A 19371-nucleotide genomic window follows, 5' to 3' on the forward strand; every position below is an offset into this window, starting at 1 on the left:
ATGGTAGAATACTGAATAGTTCGCGGGCTTCAGGAGTTGGTCGACCAGGTAGGCCATTCGAGGCTCTCGACCTCCGCCAGCCGCATGACACCGCTCGTCCACGCCCGCGAAGGACCGCGCCCGGGCGACGACGAGAGAACAGCGACCTGAGCAAGCTGGTCCGCATCTACACCGAGGCGATCCGCCGGCTGACCGTCGACCTGTGATCGCCAGCGGCGAGAACTACCGAAACCCCTGTCAGCGGCCCACGGTTGACTGACACCATGAATGACACCACCGACCACCTGCACCGCATCGACGCCCTGCTGACCCGCCCGGCCCCGGACATCGCCCGCCTGCCCGCCGACGGCGACCTCACCACCGCCCACCGCCGCCTCGTTGAGGCGCTGCGCCCGCGCTGGGGGTCGTCGCGCAACCTCGCGACCGGCGGTTTCGTCGACCCGACGCTCGACGGCGACAGCGGGCTGCCGCTGGTAGCCCCGTTCGCCGGGCGTCTGGTCGAGCTGTGCGGGTGGGCGGTGGGCGAGCGCTGGATCGGCTGCGGGATCGTCCGGGACAACGACGGCGGCGCGCCGCACCTGGTCGCGGTGACGGCCCGCCGGGCCGACCCGGCGACGGCCTGCCTGCTCGCCGAGGACGGGGAGGAAGAGGTCGACGTGCCGGGTGACCGCTGGGTTCGGCGGCTCGCCGCCGCGACGGGCCGGCCGAAGTCGCGGCAGTGGCCCGTCGACTGGTCGTCGGCCGAGGCCAGGCTCGGTACCGCCCTGCCCCCCCGACTACCGGCACCTGGCGGAGCACTTCGGCCCTGGCACGTTCGCAGGCTTCCTCGACATCTCCCTGCCCGGCCCCCCGCCCGGCCACGACGACCCGTTCCCGCAGTTCCTGTGCCTCGTCGAGCACACCCTCCACCTTGCCGAACTCGCCGCCGCCGACCCCGGCATCGCCGACCTCTACCGGCCTCACCAGCTCCACCCGGCCCCGGGCGGGCTCCTGCAGTGGGCTGGCTCCGTCCAGGCCGACCAGTTCTACTGGCTGACGGAGGACGCAGACCCGAACCGGTGGCCGGTCATCGCCCGCAACGAGGACGGCGACAGCTGGGCGCGGTTCGAGGGTTCCACCGCCGAGTTCGTCCACCGGCTCCTCACCGACCACCGGCACCCCTTCTCAGTCGCTGAGCTCATCGACCGCCCCGACTTCGAGCGGTACGAACCCCACGAGCCCGACAACCCCTTCGACGACCATCGTCTGCCGTAGTAGGGCGGTTGCCAGGTTCGCGATGCGGACAACGGACAGCTTGGTGAACCCGCATAAGGACACCGCCCGTCCGAGTTGCCGGCTGCCCGAGACCTCAGGCCCCTGCCGCCGGCACCAGAGCCGACGGCGGGCCAGGGAACCCTCCCACAGCCGCCCCGGCCGGGGGAGAGAGGAGAGGTCTCGGGCGTCAGCTGCTTTCGTTCGTGACCGCCTCCGATCCCGAGGCCGGGACGGGCGAATAGTCGGGCATCACGGGGAGGCTGATCACCGGTCACAGAGGCGGCGCTCACCGACCCCGAAGACGCCCTTCGCCCCGTCAGGCGAAGGCACCGGCAACTCACCGACGCCAGATGAGTGGGCTCCGGTCATCGGCCGGAGCCCACTCATCTGGCAACCGACCCACAGCCCGCGAAAAGGTTGACGGGACCGTGGCCGCGCAGGCCGATCACCTCAGCCAGGGCCTCGACCTCGCAGGCCCGGTCGTAGTCGTCGGGCTGGTCGCTGGGGAGTTGACGCTGCGGTCCCGCGAGTCGCGGCCGCCGTCGGTGCGGCGGCCGCGACTGCCAGTCACAGGCGGAAGGGGTTGCCGCCCTGTGCGGCGATCACGTACCAGGCGGTCGCCCCGGTGTGGAGGGAGGAGTAGTAGAAGTCGCCCTCCCCGGTGTCCAGGCCGTCGTGCGAGGCGGCGACGATGCCCTTGCCGTCCGTGTTGGCCGCACCGCTCTGGGCCTTCTGCAGGGTCGCCATCAGGGTCGCCGCCTTCGCGGCGTCGCCGTCCGCGCGGCGGACCTGATAGGCGGCCAGCAGGTGGGCGGTGCCCTCGAACCAGACGCCGCTGGTGTCCTTGCCGCTGAAGCCCACCCCGCTGTACGGGCCGTCGGTGGCCGCCATCCGCCCGGCCGCCCAGTCGACGGCGGGCGCGTAGGACGGGTCGAGGGTGGCCAGGTAGCTCCAGGTCTGCACGTCCTCCGGCTCGACGTCGTCGTTGGTGGTCACCCCGTCCAGGCCGGTGCCCGTCCACAGGTGGCCGTTGGCGGCCTGCACGGACTTCACGAACCGGAACGCGTTGGTGGAGCGCTGCGCCCAGCCCGCGTCGCCGGTGACGCCGGCGAGCATGGCGAAGAAGGCGCCGGTGTCGATGTTGTGCTCCGTGGCCTTCCAGGTGAGCGGGACCATCGTCTGGCCGGTGCCGTCGTCGTTGCGCAGGCCGCCGGTGTAGCCGCCGGCGCCGCGGGTGTCCGCGGTGTTGTTCTGGATCCAGTTGGCGGCCTTCAACGCCCCGTCCAGGAAGCGCTGTTGGCCGGTCACCCGGTAGAGCCGGGTGAGCGCCATGCCGGCCCAGGCCATGTTCCCGGTGTAGACGGAGAACCCGCCGACGTACGGCTCGCCGGACGGGGTCTTGACGAAGGGGTCCGGCTCGTAGGAGGCGCGGATGCGGCCGTCCGGGGTGATGTCGTGGGCCTGGGCGTACAGCAGGCTGTCGCCGAGCGCCGTGGCGTGGGCGACGTCGTCGGTTCCGCCGCGTTGCAGGAACGCGGTGATGACGAGCGCGTTGTCGTACGTGAAGGAGGCCTGGAAGCCGTCCGGGCCGAACAGCTTCGGGTCCTCGAAGTGCCCGCCCTGGTAGCTGCGGGGCACGCGCAGCGTGCTGCCGGTGCCGTGGGCGTCGAGGCGCTGGGCGAGGAAGGAGTAGGCCGCGTCCACGGAAGGCCCGGAGGGCTTCACCGGCGGCTGCTGGGACGGCAGGTGCAGGCTGTCCGCGGGCGGGGGGCCGGGCGTGCTCGGCAGGTCGGCGTCCTCGTCGCCGACCGGCACCAGTTTGAAGAGCTGGTTCTCGTCGTTGTGGTCGCACGGGGCGTTGCCGGGTGTCGCGATGCTGTTCGGCACACTCGCGCCGGGCCACAGTGCGAGACAGTTCCCGCCCTTGATCTGGAGGTGGAAGTACCAGTGGCCGCCCTCCCAGTCCGACATCTGGAGTCCGACGTCGGCGGACTGGCCCAGGTACTCGTTGGGGGCGGCGAGGTTCCGGAACATCCAGCCGCCGTCCGTCGTCTGGAGGATTTCCCAGTCGGCCCGCGGGTCACCGGGCTGGCTGCCGACGAGCCGGCCGCTCGGCAGGTCGTAGGCCATCGCCGCACCGTTGCCGTCGACCAGTTCGGTGTGGTCGTGCGGCTTGGGGTCGGAGCCCATCGCCACGCCCCCGCCGCCGCTGCCGTAGTCCTCCCAGCTCACGTGCCCGGTGCTCCAGTCGCGAACGCCGATCTTGGCGCCCAGCATGGGGAGGGCGTCCTCCAGGCCGACGAACATGATGCCGCCCGAGCAGGTGGTCGCCATCGTCTTCCCCGGCGTCTTGCAGCTCCAGGTTCCACCCGTGGTGGCCGAGACGATGCCCAGGGCCGTGATGTTGGGCGGCGCCCCCGGCAGGCCCGGGCCGCCTCCCAGCACGACGGGCCCTCCGCTGTCACCCCTGCGGGCCGCGATGGACGAGTTGTCGGCGGCGGTGAACTGCTTGAGGGCCTTCCACCCGTACATGTAGTGGTGCTCGATCTCGCCGCCCAGGTTGTCGGGACCCTTGGCGTAGTAGTCGGTCACCTTGGTGGTGACCTGGATGTTGCAGATCTCGCCCGAGCGGGAGCCCTCGTTGCAGATCCAGTTCCCCTCGTGCGCCACCTGCGCGGCGCTCACCCACTTCTTGGTCTGCGAGATGCTGGACTGGTCGGCCGCGCCGCCCGTCCAGATCTGCTGGTCCATCGTGATGTTCGAAGACGGCTTGATGACGGCCGCGTCGAGGTAGACGGGCCCCCTCTCGTCCTGGCGGACGATGTGGGGCGAGATCCGGGTGCCGATCGCCGGCCCCTGTCCGCCCGAATCGTCCACGCCGTACCGGACGTTGGTCTCGTTGTTCGGCATGAAGCAGTGGTCCGCGGTGAGCATGGCGTTCTCGTCGCGGTACTTGATCGCGAACGCCGTGCTGCAGAACGGTGCGATGATCTGCGCGCCGCCGGCACTCGGATCGCTCCGGCGCGAGGGTTCGCCGAGGCTGATCGACTCCGTGCCGTTCGCTTCGACCGTCACCGGAACGCTCACGGACGCCACCGCCCGCCGCAGCCGCTGTGCGTCGGCCTCGCCGCCCACCACGGTCGCGGTGAGGCCGCTCCCGTCCTGCGGCATCGCCACGTCGGTGATCCGCACTCCGACGGAATCGGCGATGCGCGTCACCTCGCGCGAGGCGTCCTTCAGGTCCTGCGCACTGTGCGGCGCCGACTTGACGTCGACGCGCACCGGGCTGTGCGCGACGACCGCCCGGACCTCGGGCGCCAGCTCGCCGTGCCAGTAGATCGTGAGGTGCTTCGTCTCGGGGGCGGCGACCACGCCGGCGAGGGCCTGGCTGCCGATCTGACCCGACACCTGTTCCACGGCCGAAGCGGTCTCGTTCATCTTGCCCTGGATGTCCATCAGTTGATGCCAGGACAAGAAGGGTGAAGGGCTCCCGAAGGAGTTCGCCACGGGCGCGATGCCGGGAGCCGCGAGCACTCCCACGACGGCGGTCGCGGTGGCGAAGGCCACGAGCGGCCTTCGCCACCTGCCCCTGCGGCGGGCCGGATCTTCGATGTGGTGGACCAACGGGAACTCCTCGGGGCTCGAAACTGTGGGGCGCCTCGGCGCCCTCTCACCCGTGCCTACGGGCGGGGGTGAACGCGCAGTTCAGAGCAGGTGCGGGTCGGCCGAGAACGCTTGCCGGTCCGTGGTTCGGACGCCCGGATGCCCGGATGCCACCGGCCGGTTCGCCGTTTGGCCACCGCCGGGCGTTCGGACCGGATCGGCTGCGACGGGACGTCCCGGAAACATCTAATTCGCACACCTCATCGCTCCCGGACGGGCAGAGTGGGAACCCGATCCGCCGAACAGTCGACCTGGAGGCTCCCGTGCTCAACCTCTCCCGCGAGGAACTACCGGAACGGCACCAGGAGTTGCTGGACGTCCTGGTGACACGGCATGACCTGGCCACCAAGCGCCGCCGTAACACCTCGTTCGTACTCCTCGACCACGACGGACGTCGCTTCGCCGTCTGTGAGTACGGAGCGCACTGGTACGAGGAAGGCGTGCCGGTGCACCTGGCAGTCGACCTGACCACGGGCAGCCATGTGTCGATCACCGCCTACCGCGCCTCCGCCATGTGGCCGGGAACGTTCTGGTCGTTCTTCGAACCCGGCCGCGTACCCTCCGACGACCCGGTGCGGGCCTGGCTGGCGACGCCGGCGGCTGCCCCCGGGCCGCGCCCGAGCGTCGCCGTGGCGTGGCCGGACCAACTCGAACGGTTCTGCGCTGCGGAGCTGGTCCGCACCGACCAACCCGAGCTGCTCGCACAGGCCGAGCTGGTCGCGGACCCGGAACTTCCCGAGGACCAGACCACACTGGTACGACGGCACTCGGCGGCGGCACTGCCGTACGCCGTGCTGTTCCGCCACGAGGACGCGCTGAGCGTCGTCAACAAGCTGATCGGCAGCGGCCGGGGCTGTCCGCTCCCCGAACTCTGACAGCGGCGCGCCCTGTCGATGGGTGCGCACCCGCCCCCTCCAGGGCGTCACCTCGCTGCCGCAGGTCCCGCACCAGGTACGGCAAGACACCTGAGAGCTACCTCGCAGGCCTTCACCTCCGCGCCCCGATGATCCGGCAGCGGCGGACCGCCCGTACGACGGTCTCGACACAGGGTCAGCCGGCGGTCGTGTCGAAGCAGTGCGCCTCTGACGCGAGAACCCGCCGGGCCCGGGGCGGGTTCTCGCGTCAGAGCGGGTTCGTCACCCAGGGTCTACCAGTCGGTGCCGATGTTGGCGCGGTTGCCGAAGGTGCTCTGGCCGGTGCCGGGGTAGAAGTACATGTCACCGGTGGATCCTTGGGGAGCCTGGACGGCTGCGATGTCGGTCCTGCCGTCGGCGTTGAAGTCGCCGCCGATGAGGTCGCGCATGATGTTCCAGCCGGTGCCGGCGTTGATCGGGGCTGCGAAGGAACCGGCGCCGTTGCCCGGATAGATGTACAGATTCCCGTCAGCGGTGCCTACCGCGGCGATGTCCGACTTCCCGTCACCGTTGAAGTCACCGCTCGCGAATTTACCCACGGTGTTCCAACCGGTGCCGGCGTTGATCGGCGCTGCGAAGGAACCGGCACCGTTACCCGGATAGACGTACAGATTCCCGTCAGCAGTACCGACCGCGGCGATGTCCGACTTCCCGTCACCGTTGAAGTCACCGCCGATGAGGTGGTCCAGGTTGTTCCAGCCGGTGCCCGCCAACCACGGCGTGCCGAATGCGCCGGCGCCATTGCCCGGATAGACGTACAGATTCCCGTTGGCGGTGTTCACCGCGGCGAGATCGACCTTCCCATCCCCGTTGAAGTCACCCGGCGTCACATTGCTGACCGTGTCCCAACCGGTACCGATCAGACTCCGCTCACCGAACGTACCGACACCGGTACCCGGGTACAGGTACATCTTCCCCGTCGCCGCGTCCACCGCCGCCAGATCGGTCTTCCCGTCACCATTGAAGTCAGCCGACGCAAAACCCGTCATCCCCACCGGAGTCGCCGGCGGAGGCGTGGTGTTGTCCTCAACGACCTTGTTGAGACGGAGGGCCACATAGCTGCTCGCCGGGTAGCTCGAGATGTTTCCGCTGTAGACGTTCCCGTTCCCATAGGTCACGTCGGTCCTCGGGTTCGACTGGTGGATGTAGGTGAAGTCCCCGGTCGCCTGGTTGTTCCACCTCACGAAGAGCACGACGTGGTCGCTGATGTTGTCCAGCGCGTCGCCTGGGCGGAGTTCGCTCTTGTTGATGCGCGTGCTCAGCGATCGGCTGTCGAGGGTATTGGTGGTCGGCGAGCCGAGCCCGGTGGCCGACAGGTGCCAAGCCATCGAGATGAACCCTGAACAGTCGGTGCGGTAGGTGTGGCCGTCGCCGTCCCCGTACGTCGCGCCCTGGTTGTACTGGACGTTCTGGGCGTCCCAGTACTGGGCGCGCTGCAGGATCTCGGATCGGTTGACGGGGCCTCCGAGGGAGGAGCCGGCCTGGGCGGGCGGCGCGGTCAGGCCCACGGCGGCCATGGCGGCGATTAACGGAACGAGAACGGACGCGCGGCGGAAGCGGCTGTTCTTGGGCATGGCTGTCTACCTCGATCTGGTCAATGGTGTGTGTCGGCTGCTGGGTTGGGGGGGTGGCTACCAGCCGGTGCCGATGTTGGTGCGGTTGCCGAAGGTGTTCTGGCCGGTGCCGGGGTAGAAGTACATGTCGCCGGTGGATCCTTGGGGAGCCTGGACGGCTGCGATGTCCGACTTCCCGTCGGCGTTGAAGTCGCCGCCGATGAGGTCGCGCATGATGTTCCAGCCGGTGCCGGCGTTGATCGGGGCTGCGAACGAACCGGCGCCGTTGCCCGGATAGATGTACAGATTCCCGTCAGCGGTACCGACCGCGGCGATGTCCGACTTCCCGTCACCGTTGAAGTCACCGCTCGCGAATTTACCCACGGTGTTCCAACCGGTACCGGCGTTGATCGGGGCCGCGAAAGAGCCGGCACCGTTACCCGGATAGACGTACAGATTCCCGTCAGCAGTACCGACCGCGGCGATGTCCGACTTCCCGTCACCGTTGAAGTCACCGCCGATGAGGTGGTCCAAGTTGTTCCAGCCGGTGCCCGCCAACCACGGCGTGCCGAACGCGCCGGCGCCATTGCCCGGATAGACGTACAGATTCCCGTTAGCGGTGTTCACCGCGGCGAGATCGGCCTTCCCATCCCCGTTGAAGTCACCCGGCGTCACATTGCTGACCGTGTCCCAACCGGTACCGATCAGACTCCGCTCACCGAACGTACCGACACCGGTACCCGGGTACAGGTACATCTTCCCCGTCGCCGCGTCCACCGCCGCCAGATCGGTCTTCCCGTCACCATTGAAGTCAGCCGACGCAAAACCCGTCATCCCCACCGGAATAGCGGGGCTCTGGCCGATGGCGTTGACGATCTTCTGCGCGTCGGCCGCCTGCCCCTGGTAGAGGCTGGGATAGGCCGACTGCTGGACGCCTTGGCAGACCTCGCCGATCGACTTGCTCTGCCACGTGTTGTTCGGATACGTCGAGAGCATCGCGCTGATGAACTTGCGGGTCGTCGTCGCCGGGTCGAGCCGCTGCGCGGTGGTGCCCCACGAGGCCCGCTGCTGGAACAGGCCGACACTGTCGTGGTCCTCCATGTTCGGGTTGTTCCGCAGGGTGGATTCCACGATCGCCGTGGTGATCGCGATGACCTCGGCCTGCTGCGGTAAGCCGTTGGCCCGCACGGTGTTGACGATGGCCCGGGCGCAGGACATCCGGTACGCGTTCATCGCGTTCCGCAGGCTGCCGGTGAGCTGTTGGTTCAGTTGGGCGGCGGCGGTGGTGTCGGCGGAGGTGACCGTGCCGCAGGACACATCGGGCAGGGTCGCGTGCGCGGGGCTCGTCGCAATCATCATCCCGCCGGCCAGGACCGCACTCACCGCGAGAAGTTGCAGGGCGTTGCGCACAGTCCTCTTCATGGTGAAACGTTTCCTTCGTTCGCAGGTCGGATGTGTCGTCGCCAGAGACCTGGGCCACGACAGGTCTCAAGGGCACTGAGGGAATTCGCCTTTGACCGTGCGCCGGACAGGGCATGGACAAGCCCGGCGCGCAACACGTGAGAGCGGAGTGAGAACGCCCCGGTTCGGCGACCGCCCCGGCCGCGCGGCGCCATCGCGGCGACGGGCGCGGTGCCCGGGCCGGTGACGTGCGGGTGGGCCCGAAGTGGGCTGCTACTGCCGGCCCATGGTGTCGATGCTCACCAGGGGCGGCGTCGGAAGCAGGGTGGCGGTGACGAGCGAGGTGGCGGTGACGAGCGGGGTGACGAGGGCGGCGACCGCGGCGGTCTTCGCGATGCGGGTGCGGATCATGGCAGGGCTCCTTCGGGACTCACGCGCAACAGGGAGTGGCCCGGATCCGGTGCGTCCCACGGTGACGCTGCCCCGGTTCCTTTCGGCTGCTTGTCGCTGCCGTTGGGTACGATCCTGCCCGCCGACCAGTGGCCCAACTAGGGTTCTGTGCTGGCCTGAACCGGCCTTGGCCCAAGCCGTCCACCGTGGTCGGATGCGGACGCCCAGCGCCTCGGGCCGACGCATACGACTGCAGGGCGATCGACGTTCCGGAATGCGGCCGGTGACGGTTCGGACTGCGGCCCTGAACGTGGTGGCCATGGCCGACGGCCACCGCGAATCGTCCGAGGCGTGGACCGGACTCGCGATGGTGTTCAAGCTGGTCGAGTCCGCCCAGGCCCGGTGGCGCGCCGCCAACGGCGCCCACCTGGTCGCGCTCGTCCGCGCCGGTGCTCGCTTCGACCGCGGCCTGCTCGTCGAACGTGCCGCGGCCCTCGCAGCCTGATCAGGGGCTGCGAGGGCCGGGCGGGAGGTTACGCGGTGGTGGGGCTGCTGGTCCCGGCGCGCAGGGCTGCGATGAGCCAGGCGAACACGGGCGCGAGGCTCGGCGGGGCGGGCCATGCGTTGATCACGGCGAGGAGGTGCCAGTAGCGTTCCGCCCGAGGGTTGTTGGCCGTCTCCAGACGCGTCAGCAACCACTCGCGCAGCTCGCCGTCGTCCGCACGGTTGAAAACTTGGGCATAGCGGGCGGTCAGGTCACCGACGACGGGTACAGCCTCGGCGGAGGCCGGGGCGATGCCGGCGTCGAGGGCGTCGCCGACCCGGTCGCGGACGGCTTCGGTGAGCTCCTGGTGCAGGCCGGTGGTGTCGCCCTGGGCGCGCTCGTTCGCCTGGTGCTGGGCCATCCGTCGCACGGACGCGCGGAAGTCCGGGTCCTGGGTGAGTTCGACGAGTTCGACCCAGGCGTCGACTTGCTCGGGCTCGGGGTCGTCGGGCAGTTCGGGCATGGCCGAGCGCATCAGGGCCACGAAGTCGGGGTTGGCTTCGAGACCGCCGAAGGCGTCGTCGATGAAGTCGTTGACGAGGCGTCGGCGTTCGTCGTCGGAGAGCTTCGCGAGTTTGTGCATGAGGTCCATCTCCTTGGGAGTAGAGCCCCGTTTGGCCACCGCCCGCAGCACCGCGCGTCGCAGCCGGAGGGTGCGGATCTGCACCTCCAGTGCGTCGGCGTGGGCCGCCGCGACCGCGGACACCGAGACCTCCCGGTCCAGCACCTGCCGAATGACGGCAAGTTCCAGGCCCAGGTCGCGAAGAGTGCGCACCAGATCCAGGCGTGCGAGCGCAGTGAGGTCGTAGAGCCGGTAGCCAGCCGGGCTTCGGTCAGTCGACGGCACGATCCCGATGTCGGAGTAGAACCGTATGGTCTTGACCGTCAGTCCGGTCCTACGGGCCAAAGCCCCGATCGTGAAAAGTCCGTCGCCGTCCATGCCCCCACCCTCACGTCTCCCCCTGGTGGAGACTCAAGTCATCTTCCCTCCACCCACCACCCGCCACCCCACGGGACCGCTCAGCGGGCGTCGGTCTCGTCGATCAGGTACTGGAGCTCGTCGAAGATCGGGACGCCTCGACGGACCGGTCGGTTCGCCCGCTCCGGCCGGGTTCTCCGTTCGTGTCATGTCGCGTCATGACACGTCGCGTCGTGCACGGGAGCTGCCGTGCCGGGCGAAGGGCTCGGGCGGGAGGGCGGTTTCTGGTGCTCCGGGCCCCGCCCGAGCCGTTCGGGGTCAACGGCCGGCGGTCTCCGGCTCCAGCACGAAGACAGGGATCACCCGGTCCGTCTTCGTCTGGTACGCGGCGTAGTCCGGCCAGACCTCGACCGCGCGGGACCACCACAGCTCCCGCTCCGCGCCCTCGACCTCACGGGCCGTCATGTCCTGGCGCACGGCGCCGTCCTGGAGCTCGACCTGCGGGTGCGCGACCAGGTTGTGGTACCAGGTGGGGTTCTTGGGCGCGCCGCCCTGCGAGGCCACCAGGGCGTAGGTCCCCTCGTGTTCCACCCGCATCAGCGGGTTCTTGCGGATCTTGCCGCTCTTGGCCCCCAGGCTGGTGAGGACGACCACCGGCACGCCCCGGAGGGTCGTGCCCTCGGTGCCCCCGGAGCCCTCGTACAGCGCGACCTGGTCGCTGACCCACTTCTCCGGGCTCGGTTGGTATTCGCCGCTAAGAGGCATGCTGTTCCCGTCCCACTCGATGAGGACCGCCGGCGGCCGACCTGGTGCCGTCCGCCCCGAGGCCCTCGCTCCGTTCGGCCGCCTCCATGATTCACCACGAGGCCGCGGCCCGGTAGGAGGCGGCGCGACGGCGGGGCGTACCGCCGCGGACCGGGCCGGTGGTGACGAGCGGTCAACGGTGCGGCGGCGGCTGCGGCGGCCGGTTCGGTGGTGCCGCACTGGCGGACGGGCTCGATGCCTGCGTGCTGGCGCCGGACTACCGGCGGATCATGGAGGTCCTGACCCGGGGGGAGCAGGTCGGGCGAGGCGGTGATGGACTGCCGGCAGCTCGCGGTGGCGCTCGGGCTGGAGGCCGTTTCGGATCAGGCGTCCGGTGTAGCCGCCGTCGCCCCACACCAGGGCGATGCGCGAGTGCCGCCTTGTGGCTGGGCCTTCGTCGGTTGGTGCCCGGCGAAGGCCCAGTCGCGGCTGTTTCCTACCAGGTGATCAGGACGTAGCCGGGGCCGCCTCGGCTGCCCGTCTGGCCGGCTTGGCCGCCGGTCCCGCTGCTACCGGGCTGTGAACTCGGGCTGGAGGCCCCCGTGGCACCGCCGCTCCCTCCCCTGCCTCCCGTGTCGCCGGCGCCGCCGCTTCCGCCGCTCCCTCCGGCACCGGTACCGGCGGGCGGGGTGACAGGGGCCGCCGGAGGCTCGGCCCCTGTGGCGGCCCCTGTCCCGCCGGCACCGCCCGAACCGCCACGCTCGCCCGAACCGGCGTTGCCCGACGAGCCCTGGCCGCCGGTGACACCGTCGAAACCCGCGGCACCGGACTGACCTGCACTTCCGGGATTTCCGGGCAGTCTGGTGCCTGTTCCGGTGCAGAACTCCTCCTGGTCGGCGGGGGCCGCCGCGCCACCCGCTCCCCCTGCGCTGGTGCCGCCGGAAGCGCCACCAGCGCCACCGGCGCCACCGCTCCGGTCGAGCTTGCCGTTCTCCCCGCCCCGCCCGGCACCGCCGCCGGGACCCGAGCCCCCGGCACCCCCGTTACCGCCGCCATCTGCGGTGACCAGGTCCCGGGGCCCCGCGACCTGGGTGAACGGCCTGTCGTTGCTGGCGCCGCCGCCCGCGCTGCCGCCCGCGCCGGCAGCACCGGCCTGTCCGCTCGTGAGGGTGCTGCCGGCCGCGCCGCCGCCACCGCCCGCCCCGCCGCCACCGCCGCCGATCCGGTTCGTGCTGGCTGCATTCACGAGGATGTCGTACCTCTCGCCCGCGGTGACGGTGAACGTGCACTCCGTGTAGGCACCGCTGCCGCCGCTGCCGCCGCCACCACCACCGCTGCCGCCCGCGCCGCCTCCTCCGCCGCCGCCACCGACGGGGTTAGGAACCAAGGGCGGATAGCTTCCGCCACCGCCACCTCCGCCCCCGCCGCCTCCCCCGCTGCCACCCGCCCCGTTGCCGCCGGGGCCCCAGGCGTGAATGGTCATCTCGGTCACCCCTGCCGGAACCACGAACCTGGCGATGCCCAGCGTGAAGCCCTGCTCACCGTGAGGTGCCGCGGCGGGAGCGACGGGCGCCGCCGTCATGGCCAGGCTGCACGGCAGCACGGCCAAGCCGGCCGCGGTAACAGCGACCCTGCGACTCAGAGGAGTCACACAACTGCGAAACGTATGCATACGTCCCATGTTTCACACTTCCACCTCCCCCGCCACGCCGACAGGACCACCCAGGGCACATACGACCTCCCCGATGAGCCCGATGAGCCCAAGCCCGGCGTGTTCGAGAACAGGGTGGAACTTCACCTGCCCGACAGATGGCGGCGACTATGAAATCCGGATGCCCGCCATCACTCCTGCGGCCGAGCCTTCACCGGTTGATACCCGGCGAAGGCCCAGCCGCGGGAGTTTCCGAGCACGTGCCCAGCACGTGATCCAGGCTGCCTGCCTGGGCCCAGTTCCGGAGTGTGAAGTTCACGGGCTGATCGGCGGCGGGGCCGACCCGGCGGCGGCGCGCGGCACCGACGGTCTCACCGCCGCCTTGTCCGGCCGCCGCGGCTCGGCTCAAGGTGCCTCTGTTCGGCTGACGGCTCGGCCGGGCGGGCATCTGGGGGGTACGGATGACGCGGTGACCGCCAGCCCCCAGGCGCCCTGTACGGCCGGGTCATGGACTGCGGCGCCTCGTCTCCCGGAGGAAAACAGTGACACCGCAGCGTCCTTCCACCCCCTTCTCCGCGTCAGGCCGCGGACGGCGCGTGGCCGCCCGTACAGGGCTGGCCATGCTGGCTCTGCTGGGATCGGTGGCCGTTCCGGCTGCTGCCAGCAGCGCCGTGACGACTCCCAGGACGGTGGCGTCGTCCACGGCCCTGCCGAGCTCCGTGGACTGGCGAGAGCATCTGGCAGTGACCGGGGTCAAGGACATCCGCCAGTGCGAGGACCCCTATGTCAGCCAGGCATTCGCCGCGGCCGACACCCTGGAGGGGGCGTGGGTACTGCAGAACCACAACCTGCTCACCGAGTTCAAGCCCCGGATCTACAACCCCGCCGGCCAGGAGCTTCCGTCCGACCGCTGTTCCACCCCGGGGGGAGCCGAGTTCGACCAGACCGCGTTCAACCACTGGGCACCCGTGCCCACGCGCGACGAGACAGCTCTGATGGCCGCCGTCGCCACCGGCCCGGTCCGGGCGATGATCAACGCCTCGCGCAGCACCCTCGCGTACTACAGGGGCGGCCTCTACGCGGATCCCTCCTGCTCGTCCACGAACCTGGACCACGCGGTCACGATCGTGGGCTACGGCACCAACTCGGCCGGCGACTACTGGCTGGTGAAGAACAACTGGGGCCCCACCTGGGGCCTGGGCGGCTACGTTCTCATGGCCCGCGGCATCAACCAGTGCGGCATCGCCACCCAGGCCGACCAGCCCGTCCTCAACCCGCCCGGCGGCACAGCCCACAACCCCTGGCCCATCCAACCCTGAACGACCGGCACGCAGCCGCCAGGGACGACACCGCCACGAGCCGGCGCAACTGAGCGCTGCGCCTGGTCCGACCTCTCAGCCGTACGGGGCCGCGTCGTCCCAGGACGGCGCACAGGCAGTCAGGGCGGCGACTGGCTGTGCAAGGCATGAGACCGGCCGGCAGACGGGTCACCTGAGGCATCGAGTGCTGGGGCCCCGTCCCAGCGGTATTGCCTGAGACCACATCCCCGGAGACGGCGACGCACACGGTCCAGACCGACCCGCACCTCATGCCAGGGCCCTCGGCTACCCACCAGGTGATCAGGACGTAACCGGGGCCGCCGTCGCCGCCACTGGCGGCTGGGGACAGGCCCGCCGTGCCGTTGATGCCGGCCTGGCTTCCGGGACTGGGGGCCGGCCCTCCGCGATGGCCGCCCCTGCCGCCCGCACCGCCGGGAGCCCCGGTGCCGCCCTGGCCGACGCCCGCAGGCAGAGTGATCGGCAGGGAAGCGGGAGGCCGCGCCGCCGCGCCACCCAACCCACCGGAGCCCCCGTCACCGCCCTGCCTCGCCGAGCCGCCGCCCACCGAACCCGCGATCCCGGTGCCGCCCGCCCGCGCCGCACAGCTGGATGTCCCGGCCTGACCGGAACTGCCCCCGTTGCCACTCACCAGGACGGCCCCGGTCCCGGTGCAGCGGTTGGCCCCGCCGCCGCCACCCCACCGGCCACACCGCCGGGGCCGCCGCCCGCCACCACATAGACGGTCAGCGACGTGACCCCCGCCGGGACATAGAAGGCGAAGTCTCCCGGTCGGGTGTACTCCTTCTGCCCGGAGGGCTGCGCTACGCGCGGGAGCGTCCCTCCGGCGGCGACCGCCGAGGCCGGAAACACACCGGCCATCATCACCAGGCCACCCACCAACGCCAGTGCACCTACCGCCGCCCACCACACCGCCACCGTCGCCGGGGCATCCGCAGTACCCCGGTGTCCTCTTCATGACGAGTCCGTGCGCGGCCGGCGGCCTGTACTCGGCTCATCTCCGCGAGCAGCCCGCCTGCCCGCATCACCACCGGTCGGGCAGCCACTACTCAAGTGGTCCCCTGCGGACGGACCGCATCCTGTGACGGCAGGCATCGCAGACCGCGGCCGCCGCCTCCAGGCCGACCGGACTTCAGCCGACACCGAGCAGACCCCGCCCGGCCCGCGGTCCGTACCCGAAGCGGGACCGCGTTCGAGGGTGACAGGCTGCTACCAGGTGGGCAGGACGTAGCCCGGTCCGCCGTTGTGGCCGCTGGTGGCGGGGGCCCCTCCGGCGGTGCCGCTCTGACCGGCCTGGCTTCCGGGACTGGGGTCGGGGCCGCGAGACCGAACACGACGGCTACGCCCGCGCCCTGGAGGCAGTCGTCGAAGCGCGCCTCGCCAGCATCGAACCACCGCACGCCTCCGCCTCCCGCGTCCTGACGCTCGGATGGATTCGTCACCCGCGAGCCGCGCGGGAGGCCCTGCCCTCATGTCACGGTGACCGCCGAAGAATCACCCGACCGGGCAGGCACATTCGAATCCGCGCCCACCCTGATCGATGCTTCTCAGCGGATGCCAGGTCAGGGGCAGGTGACGTTGAAGGTGACCTCGTGGGTGGCGGCCACGTTGCTGCCCCAGTTGCCGAGGATGTCCTTCATCTGGACGCCGTAGTAGGACCACAGCTTCCAGGTGCCGTTCTGGCAGGGGTAGGTGCTGCCGTTGCTCGCGGCACTGTTCTTGCCGGAGGCTCCGGGGAAGAGCGCGTCCTTGGTCTTGGTGCCGTCCGGGAAGGTGATCTCGTAGGAGCTGGGCTCCCAGATGCGGCAGCCGTTCGGCGGGTCCGCCCAGCCGATGATCTTCCACCAGCCGCACTCGGTCCACAGCGTCGGGTAGATCCCCCCGTCCCCGCTGTCGTAGAGGCACAGCCAGCTCTTCATCCGGCGGTCCTCGTTGCCGTTGTAGTCGACCCATTCGCCGCAGTGCGGCTCGGCGACTGTACGCGTGGACGGGGCGGCCTGGCGTGGCGCGGGGGCGGCGGCGGCAGTTGTGGCGGTGAGGGCGAGCGCGCCGAGGGCGGCGAGGGCGGCAGCGCCCGCACGCAGCCGGCGGGCGGGCCGAGGAGGAGAAGTGATCATGGAGGCATGATGTCGCCGTCCGGGCCCTCCGATGCCGGTGGCCTCGGAGGTTTCACCCGAACGAGGTGAGGTGGGACGGGTTTTCGAGGTACCACCTTGACCGTTCAGGCGCCGCCCTCGCGGGGTGGATGCCAGCCGCGCGTTCAGCTCGCGCGGGCACCCGGCGCGGCCCTCCTGAGGCTGGGGCGGGCCCGGTCAGGTGGCGGGCGGTGGCGCGCCTCCGCCGTCGTCGAGGAGGGCCAGGCGGGCGATGACGTCGTCGGCCAGCTTCGCGAGCAGGCGGCCCAGGTCCCCGCGGTCCTGGTCCGGCCAGTGCGCTATCGCGTCCGTGAACCAGCCGATCATGGACGTCGCGTAGGCGTTCGCCGCCCTCGTCCCTTCAGCGGTCGCCTCGATGAGGCTGGCACGCCGGTCGTGCGGATCGCCGACGCGATGGACGAGGCCGCGCCGCTCCAGCGCCTGGACCTGTCGCGTGACGTGCGGGCCGACCACCTGCATCCGTTCGGCGATCTCCCCGATGCGCAGCGGCCGGTCCGCCATGTGCAGGGTCATGAGCGCGCTCAGCGCGGGGCGCTCCAGGGCGAGTCCCGCTGCCTCGGCCGCCCGTTCGGCCAGGCGGCCGCGGGTCATGGCGTTGCTCAGCTGGGCCAGCCGGGGCAGGGCCGCCCAGACGGCTGCCGCCTGCTCGTCCGCGCCGGGGTCGTCCGGCGAGTCCGCGGTCATCGGACCACCACCTCCACTTGAATACCTAACTTAGGTATCTATATCCTGGGGCTGTACCCGCTCTCCGCGGGTGCACTGTGCCGTCCATAAAGATACCTAAGGTACGCATCTTCGGTGTGGCCGCCAGGAGGCGACCGCCGGGCTGCGCCGCCAGGAGGAGAGCACACCGTGAACAACCACTCCGCGAACCGCAAGGTCCTCATCTCGGGCGCGAGCATCGCCGGCCCCGCCCTCGCCTACTGGCTCGACCGCTACGGCTTCGACGTCACCGTCGTCGAACGGGCGTCAGCCGTACGGGGCGGCGGGTACGCCATCGACATCCGCGGCGCCGCCCGCGAGGTCGTCGACCGCATGGGGCTGCTCCCGCAGCTGCGCGAGGCCCACGTGGACACGCGCAAGCTCTCGTTCGTGGACGCGGACGGGGCGCTCATCGGCTCCGTCGCTCCCGAGGCCGTCACCGGAGGCGCCGCAGGCCTGGACCTGGAAGTACGGCGCGGCGACCTGGCGAGCGCCCTCTACGCCCCGCTCCGCGACCGGGTCGAGTTCCTCTTCGGCGACTCCATCGCCACCCTGGACGACCGGGCGGACGGCGTCGACATCACCTTCGACAGCGGCGCCCATCGCGCCTTCGACCTGGTGATCGGCACCGACGGGCTGCACTCCAACACCCGCGGGCTGGTCTTCGGCCCCGAGGACGCGTTCCACCGCTACCTCGGCCACGTCTTCGCCGGTTTCACCCTCGCGAACGACCTGGGCCTCGCCCACGAAGGGACCATCTGGAACACGCCAGGCCGGGCGGCCGTCCTGTACGCCCACGAACCCGCCGACCGCGTGCACGGGTTCCTCGTCCTCAAGCGGGAGGACGCCCCCGTCGACGCCTTCCGGGACCCGCAGGCGCAGCGCGAACTCGTCGCCGCCGCCTTCCCCGAGCGCAGCTGGCACATCCCGCGCCTGGTGGACGCGCTGCGCGAGGCCGACGACCTGTTCTTCGACGTCGTCAGCCAGATCCACATGCCCACCTGGTCCCGTGGCCGCGTCGCCCTCGCCGGTGACGCGGCCCACGCGACCTCGTTCCTGTCCGGCCAGGGCTCCAGCGTCTCGCTCGTCGGCGCCTACCTCCTGGCCGGGGAATTGGCCGGCCACACCGACCACGCGGCCGCCTTCGCGGCCTACGAGCGCAAGGCGCGCCCCTTCGTGGAGCGGAACCAGGCGCTGGCCGGCTCCGGCGGCACCAGCCTCATCCCCGGCACCCAGGACATGCTCGACACCCGCAACGCGGCCCTGCGCAACCCCACCCACCCGGCGGGCGCCGGGGGACGTGCCGCCTACAGCGGCGTGATCCTGCCGGACTACGACCACGCCGGATGACGGCGCGCCCGCGTGCCGGGCTCAGCGAGTCGGGCGGTTCCGCGCTGCCCAGCGGCCACACCTGCTGAGGGATGCGACGGGTTGCTGGTCCTGGCTTCGCGCACGTAGTGGTGGTCCAACGCGGTGCTGACGCGGCGCTAGAGAGTCACCCCTTGCAGGGACAGCACGATGCCCGCGCCGATGCCGCCCATCCCCAGGGCGACGGCCGCACTCCACCACCCGCCCTGGCCCCACCGGAACGGGTGGTCCAGTGCCAGGCGTCCGGGGCCGATGGCGGAGACCGCGATCGCGATCAGCGCCAGGCACAGCGGGTACTCCATGCCGCCCTTGTCGGCCCACAGGCCTCTGCCCGAGGTGACGGACATCGCGTTGATCATCACCCCGATCACGGCGGCGGCGGCCAGCGGGGTGAACAGCCCGAGGGCGAGGCCCAGGCCGCCGCACAGCTCTGAGGCTCCTCCCAGCGTGGCGAAGAGGACGCCGGGCCGGTAGCCCAGGGCCTCGAAGCCCTTACTGGTGGCATGCAGACCGGCGCCACCGAACAGGCCGAAGAGTTTCTGGGCACCGTGGCCGGCCAGCAGCAGGCCGGCCAGCCGGAGCACCAGCAGGCCGACGTCGGCGGCGGACACCGGCGGTGGATGCGTGGAGGTCGGAGCGGCACTGCGGACGGAGGTCCGCAGCCGCTCGGCGGTCAGTTTCATGGCGAAGGTCTCCTCCCGCGCGCCGCAACCGCCGCGAGCAGGATCGCCTCTCCCGAGACGAGGCGTCGACGCGCAGATCAGATCGGCCGGGC

At 70.8% G+C, this 19371-nt stretch carries 14 protein-coding genes and 1 pseudogene; 5 read left to right on the plus strand and 10 right to left on the minus strand.

Annotated elements, in window-relative coordinates; genetic code table 11:
- Nucleotides 1-29 precede the first annotated feature (29 nt).
- Entirely contained in the window at nt 30-578 is a 549-nt protein-coding gene (locus tag A6F73_RS42645; protein ID WP_159398637.1) for a hypothetical protein, read from the minus strand.
- Nucleotides 579-663: 85 nt separating this feature from the next.
- Between A6F73_RS42645 and A6F73_RS32000 the strand changes: the two genes are divergently transcribed.
- Nucleotides 664-1254, plus strand: a complete 591-nt coding sequence (locus tag A6F73_RS32000; RefSeq protein WP_063351877.1) for a hypothetical protein — start codon at nt 664-666, stop codon at nt 1252-1254.
- Between the two features lie 567 nt (nt 1255-1821).
- Here the strand turns inward: A6F73_RS32000 and A6F73_RS32005 are convergent.
- Nucleotides 1822-4710, minus strand: coding sequence for a trypsin-like serine protease (locus A6F73_RS32005; protein ID WP_159398638.1), 2889 nt, complete (start codon nt 4708-4710; stop codon nt 1822-1824).
- A 470-nt stretch (nt 4711-5180) separates the two neighbouring features.
- Between A6F73_RS32005 and A6F73_RS32010 the strand changes: the two genes are divergently transcribed.
- Nucleotides 5181-5792, plus strand: a complete 612-nt coding sequence (locus tag A6F73_RS32010) for a hypothetical protein (RefSeq protein ID WP_063351879.1) — start codon at nt 5181-5183, stop codon at nt 5790-5792.
- A 272-nt stretch (nt 5793-6064) separates the two neighbouring features.
- Here the strand turns inward: A6F73_RS32010 and A6F73_RS32015 are convergent, their stop codons facing one another.
- The 3 genes from A6F73_RS32015 to A6F73_RS41820 all read right to left on the minus strand — a co-directional run bounded on the left by A6F73_RS32015 (nt 6065) and on the right by A6F73_RS41820 (nt 9196).
- Nucleotides 6065-7405 carry a VCBS repeat-containing protein gene (locus tag A6F73_RS32015; RefSeq protein WP_063351880.1) on the minus strand — a complete coding sequence of 447 codons (1341 nt, stop codon included), beginning with the start codon at nt 7403-7405 and terminating at the stop codon, nt 6065-6067.
- Between the two features lie 57 nt (nt 7406-7462).
- Entirely contained in the window at nt 7463-8806 is a 1344-nt protein-coding gene (locus tag A6F73_RS32020) for a VCBS repeat-containing protein (RefSeq protein ID WP_079136439.1), read from the minus strand.
- A gap of 252 nt (nt 8807-9058) precedes the next feature.
- Nucleotides 9059-9196: a hypothetical protein gene (locus tag A6F73_RS41820; RefSeq protein WP_159398639.1), complete on the minus strand. Its 138-nt coding sequence runs from the start codon at nt 9194-9196 to the stop codon at nt 9059-9061.
- A gap of 337 nt (nt 9197-9533) precedes the next feature.
- Between A6F73_RS41820 and A6F73_RS42650 the strand changes: the two are divergent.
- Nucleotides 9534-9680: pseudogene (locus A6F73_RS42650) on the plus strand (IS256 family transposase); the annotation flags it as partial.
- Nucleotides 9681-9708: 28 nt separating this feature from the next.
- On the opposite strand, the gene A6F73_RS32030 reads toward A6F73_RS42650, so the two are convergent.
- Complete coding sequence (locus A6F73_RS32030) at nt 9709-10659, minus strand: MerR family transcriptional regulator (RefSeq protein ID WP_063351883.1); 951 nt, start codon at nt 10657-10659, stop codon at nt 9709-9711.
- A gap of 297 nt (nt 10660-10956) precedes the next feature.
- Complete coding sequence (locus A6F73_RS32035) at nt 10957-11403, minus strand: nitroreductase family deazaflavin-dependent oxidoreductase (protein ID WP_063351884.1); 447 nt, start codon at nt 11401-11403, stop codon at nt 10957-10959.
- A 2250-nt stretch (nt 11404-13653) separates the two neighbouring features.
- On the opposite strand from A6F73_RS32035, the gene A6F73_RS32040 reads away from it, so the two are divergent.
- Nucleotides 13654-14352, plus strand: coding sequence for a C1 family peptidase (locus A6F73_RS32040; RefSeq protein ID WP_079136440.1), 699 nt, complete (start codon nt 13654-13656; stop codon nt 14350-14352).
- Nucleotides 14353-15932: 1580 nt separating this feature from the next.
- Here the strand turns inward: A6F73_RS32040 and A6F73_RS32045 are convergent.
- Both A6F73_RS32045 and A6F73_RS32050 read right to left on the minus strand, forming a co-directional pair.
- On the minus strand, nt 15933-16487 hold the full coding sequence (locus A6F73_RS32045) for a hypothetical protein (protein ID WP_063351886.1): 555 nt from the start codon (nt 16485-16487) through the stop codon (nt 15933-15935).
- Nucleotides 16488-16682: 195 nt separating this feature from the next.
- A complete protein-coding gene (locus A6F73_RS32050) occupies nt 16683-17210 on the minus strand; it encodes a MarR family transcriptional regulator (protein WP_063351887.1) in 528 nt (175 codons plus the stop codon).
- Nucleotides 17211-17378: 168 nt separating this feature from the next.
- Between A6F73_RS32050 and A6F73_RS32055 the strand changes: the two genes are divergently transcribed.
- Nucleotides 17379-18578 carry an FAD-dependent monooxygenase gene (locus A6F73_RS32055; RefSeq protein ID WP_063351888.1) on the plus strand — a complete coding sequence of 400 codons (1200 nt, stop codon included), beginning with the start codon at nt 17379-17381 and terminating at the stop codon, nt 18576-18578.
- A 137-nt stretch (nt 18579-18715) separates the two neighbouring features.
- On the opposite strand, the gene A6F73_RS32060 is transcribed toward A6F73_RS32055, so the two are convergent.
- Nucleotides 18716-19279 (minus strand): DoxX family protein, encoded by a 564-nt coding sequence (locus A6F73_RS32060; RefSeq protein ID WP_079136441.1) that lies wholly within the window; start codon nt 19277-19279, stop codon nt 18716-18718.
- Nucleotides 19280-19371: the final 92 nt, after the last annotated feature.

Source organism: Streptomyces sp. MJM8645, from assembly GCF_001625365.1.
Lineage (GTDB): Bacteria > Actinomycetota > Actinomycetes > Streptomycetales > Streptomycetaceae > Kitasatospora.

Coding starts and splice junctions, on each gene's coding strand:
- A6F73_RS32005 (WP_159398638.1), bottom strand. CDS start 4,710: ATGGACATCCAGGGCAAGATGAACGAGACCGCTTCGGCCGTGGAACAG.
- A6F73_RS32015 (WP_063351880.1), bottom strand. CDS start 7,405: ATGCCCAAGAACAGCCGCTTCCGCCGCGCGTCCGTTCTCGTTCCGTTA.
- A6F73_RS32020 (WP_079136439.1), bottom strand. CDS start 8,806: ATGAAGAGGACTGTGCGCAACGCCCTGCAACTTCTCGCGGTGAGTGCG.
- A6F73_RS41820 (WP_159398639.1), bottom strand. CDS start 9,196: ATGATCCGCACCCGCATCGCGAAGACCGCCGCGGTCGCCGCCCTCGTC.
- A6F73_RS32030 (WP_063351883.1), bottom strand. CDS start 10,659: ATGGACGGCGACGGACTTTTCACGATCGGGGCTTTGGCCCGTAGGACC.
- A6F73_RS32035 (WP_063351884.1), bottom strand. CDS start 11,403: ATGCCTCTTAGCGGCGAATACCAACCGAGCCCGGAGAAGTGGGTCAGC.
- A6F73_RS32040 (WP_079136440.1), top strand. CDS start 13,654: ATGCTGGCTCTGCTGGGATCGGTGGCCGTTCCGGCTGCTGCCAGCAGC.
- A6F73_RS32045 (WP_063351886.1), bottom strand. CDS start 16,487: ATGATCACTTCTCCTCCTCGGCCCGCCCGCCGGCTGCGTGCGGGCGCT.
- A6F73_RS32050 (WP_063351887.1), bottom strand. CDS start 17,210: ATGACCGCGGACTCGCCGGACGACCCCGGCGCGGACGAGCAGGCGGCA.
- A6F73_RS32060 (WP_079136441.1), bottom strand. CDS start 19,279: ATGAAACTGACCGCCGAGCGGCTGCGGACCTCCGTCCGCAGTGCCGCT.